Raw genomic sequence first — 3,415 nt, forward strand, 5'->3', positions numbered from 1 at the left:
CCTGACCGCACTGCGGACACCCCCTCGCCGCCGCGCCCGCGGGTGAAAGGATGAGCAGGCGAGGAGGGCACGCCCGCCCGCGTCCTGCGCCAGCTCCGCCACGACCCGCGCTCCATCGCCCTGATGCTGCTGGTCCCCGTCCTGATGCTGACCCTGCTCCGCTACGTCTTCGACGGCAGCCCCCGCACCTTCGACGGCATCGGCGCATCCCTCCTCGGGATCTTCCCGCTGATCACGATGTTCCTGGTGACCTCCATCGCCACCCTCCGCGAACGCACCTCCGGCACCCTCGAACGCCTCCTCGCCATGCCGCTGGCCAAGGGCGACCTCGTCGCCGGCTACGCCCTCGCCTTCGGCGCCGTCGCCGTCCTGCAGTCCGTCCTCGCCACCGGCCTCGCCCTGTCCGTCCTCGGACTCGACGTCGTCGGCTCGCCGTGGCTGCTGCTCCTCGTCGCGCTCCTCGACGCCCTCCTCGGCACCGCACTCGGACTGTTCGTGTCCGCGTTCGCCGCCTCCGAGTTCCAGGCCGTCCAGTTCATGCCGGCCGTGATCTTCCCGCAGCTCCTGCTGTGCGGCCTGTTCGCACCCCGCGACACGATGCAGCCCGTCCTGGAACGCCTCTCCGACGTCCTGCCCATGTCGTACGCCGTCGACGGCATGACCCAGGTCCTCACCCACACCGACATGACCGCCGACTTCGTCCGCGACACCGCCGTCGTCGCCGCCTGCGCCCTGCTCGTCCTCACCCTCGGCGCCGCCACCCTCCGCCGCCGCACCCCCTGACCGCACTGCGGACACCCCCTCGCCGCCGCGCCCGCGGGTGAAAGGATGAGCAGGCGAGGAGGGCACGCCCGCCCGCGCGCCCGCAGCAACAGCAGCAGCCAGCTCGACGAGGTGACACCGCATGACCCAGACAGTCGCAGTCCTCGGTACCGGAAAGATCGGCGAGGCCCTGCTCAGCGGCATGATCCGCGGCGGTTGGCCCGCCGGGAAGCTCCTCGTCACCGCCCGCCGCACCGAACGGGCCGAGGAACTGCGCGCCCGCTACGGCGTCGAAGCCGTCGGCAACGCCGAGGCCGCCGAGCGGGCCGACACCCTCATCCTCACCGTCAAGCCGCAGGACATGGGCCGCCTCCTCGACGAGCTCGCCCCGCACGTACCCGCCGACCGCCTCGTCATCAGCGGCGCCGCCGGCATCCCCACCTCCTTCTTCGAGGAGCGGCTCGCCGCCGGCACGCCCGTCGTCCGCGTCATGACCAACACCCCGGCCCTCGTCGACGAGGCCATGTCCGTCATCTCGGCCGGCAGCCACGCCACCGCCGAGCACCTCGCCCACACCGAGGAGATCTTCGGCGGTGTCGGCAAGACCCTCCGCGTCCCCGAATCCCAGCAGGACGCCGCGACCGCCCTCTCCGGCTCCGGGCCCGCCTACTTCTACTACCTCGTCGAGGCCATGACCGACGCCGGCATCCTCCTCGGCCTGCCCCGCGCCCAGGCCCACGACCTCATCGTCCAGGCCGCCATCGGCGCGGCCGTCATGCTCCGCGACAGCGGCGAGCACCCGGTCAAGCTCCGCGAGGCCGTCACCTCCCCGGCCGGCACCACCATCAACGCGATCGTCGAACTCGAACGGCACGGCGTCCGCGCGGCCCTCATCGCCGCCCTGGAAGCGGCCCGCGACCGCAGCCGGGAACTCGCCACCGGCAGCAACTGACGGCGGGCGGGGGCGGGGGCGGGCAGAGCCCCCGCCCCCGCGGTCCTCCCTTTCAGGGCGCCAGGAGCCCGATCGCCTCGTACGCCCGGTCCACCACCGGCCGCGCCAGCGCCCTCGCCCGCGCAGCACCCTCGCGCAGCACGCGGTCCACCGCCGCGGGATCCGCCGCCAGCTCGGCGTGCCGCTCCCGCAGCGGCCGCAGCACCTCCACCACCGCCTCGGCCACGTCGCGCTTCAGCGCCCCGTACCCGACGTACCCGTCGGCGAGGGCCGCCGGGTCCCCGCCCGTGCAGGCGGCGAGGATGTCCAGCAGGTTCGCGACCCCGGGCCGCCCGGCCCGGTCGTAGACGACGCCTCCGTCCCCGCTGTCGGTGACGGCCCGCATCACCTTCCGCCGCACCGTCTCGGGCTCGTCCAGCAGGAACACCACGCCGGGCCCCTCCCCGAACGACTTGCCCATCTTCGAAGCCGGGTCCTGGAGGTCCATCACACGCGCCGCCACCGCCGGGTGCACCGCCCGCGGCACCGCGAACGTGTGCCCGTACCGCTGGTTGAAGCGGACGGCCAGGTCCCGGGTCAGCTCGACGTGCTGACGCTGATCCTCCCCGACCGGAACCTCCTCGGCCCCGTACGCGAGGATGTCGGCCGCCATCAGCACCGGGTACGTCAGCAGCGACAGCCGCACACCGGCCCCCGCGCCCCGGGCCTGCCCCGCCTTCTCCTTGTACTGGACCATCCGCCGCAGCTCGCCGTCGGTGGCGGTGCACTCCAGCAGGTACGCGAGCCGCGTGTGCTCGTCGACGTGGCTCTGGACGAAGAGGGTGCACCGATCGGGCGACAGCCCGGCCGCCAGCAGCAGCGTCGCCGCCTGCCGGCTGAGCCGGCGCACCCGCGCCGGATCGTGGTCGACGGTCAGCGCGTGCAGGTCGACGACGCAGAACAGGGCGTCGTCGGGCTTCTGCTCGGCCTCGACCCACTGCCGTACGGCACCCAGGTAGTTGCCCAGCGTCAGGTGGCCGGTCGGCTTGATCCCGCTGAAGATCCGCGTCATGTCGGTGTCTCTCCCTGTCCGTGTCGGTGTGGGGGCCGCCGCCTGCAGGTGCGGCCGGGCCACTCCGCGGATGCGGGGAGGAACGAAAAAGGCCGCCGAGGCGGCGGCCGTGAGCGCGTGCGTGCTCGCGTGGTGGATCGGCCGCCGTCAGGCGGGCCACCAGCAGAGGTTCGGTACGAGTGCGCGCGTGGTCATGGCGGCCACAGTAGCGGCCGGCAGGCCGTGCGTCGCGGAAGTTGACACACCCGTGCCCCATCCGTAGGGTTCTTCGAGTTGTCCGACGTGAGCGCCGACTCCGGTCGGTCCCCGGACAGCCATCCCGCACTACACACACGAGCGAACGGCGCACTGTGCCGTCTCGTTTTCATGCGTATTTGCGAATGGGGAATCCGCGTTCCAGGACGCAGCCGCCGATTGGCATCGGGGGCGAGGAATCCGCTAATGTCTCACACCGCTGCAAGGGTCAACGGCCCCCAAGGCGAATCCCGCTGACTGGGAGTCAGCCCCGAGAGGGTCTGATAGAGTCGGAACCGCCGGAAAGGGAAAGCGCGAAAGCGAAAACCCCGGAAAGCGGAGCGCGAAAGACTCTGATAGAGTCGGAAACGCAAGAACGAAAGCCCGGAGGAAAGCCCCAGTAAGTGTTACTGCGG

3 protein-coding genes are annotated in these 3,415 nt (G+C 72.0%); 2 read left to right on the forward strand and 1 reads right to left on the reverse strand.

Annotation, left to right across the window (positions count from 1 at the left end):
- Window positions 1-84 precede the first annotated feature (84 nt).
- Both EF903_RS30450 and proC read left to right on the forward strand, forming a co-directional pair.
- Window positions 85-783 carry an ABC transporter permease gene (locus tag EF903_RS30450; RefSeq protein ID WP_125548214.1) on the forward strand — a complete coding sequence of 233 codons (699 nt, stop codon included), beginning with the start codon at window positions 85-87 and terminating at the stop codon, window positions 781-783.
- A 121-nt stretch (window positions 784-904) separates the two neighbouring features.
- Window positions 905-1,714 carry a pyrroline-5-carboxylate reductase gene (proC, locus tag EF903_RS30455; RefSeq protein WP_125548215.1) on the forward strand — a complete coding sequence of 270 codons (810 nt, stop codon included), beginning with the start codon at window positions 905-907 and terminating at the stop codon, window positions 1,712-1,714.
- 52 nt (window positions 1,715-1,766) lie between these two features.
- Here proC and trpS read toward each other — a convergent pair whose 3' ends face one another.
- Window positions 1,767-2,765: a tryptophan--tRNA ligase gene (trpS, locus tag EF903_RS30460; RefSeq protein ID WP_125548216.1), complete on the reverse strand. Its 999-nt coding sequence runs from the start codon at window positions 2,763-2,765 to the stop codon at window positions 1,767-1,769.
- Window positions 2,766-3,415 lie beyond the last annotated feature (650 nt).

This window comes from Streptomyces sp. WAC05292 (genome assembly GCF_003949955.1).
Lineage (GTDB): Bacteria > Actinomycetota > Actinomycetes > Streptomycetales > Streptomycetaceae > Streptomyces > Streptomyces globosus.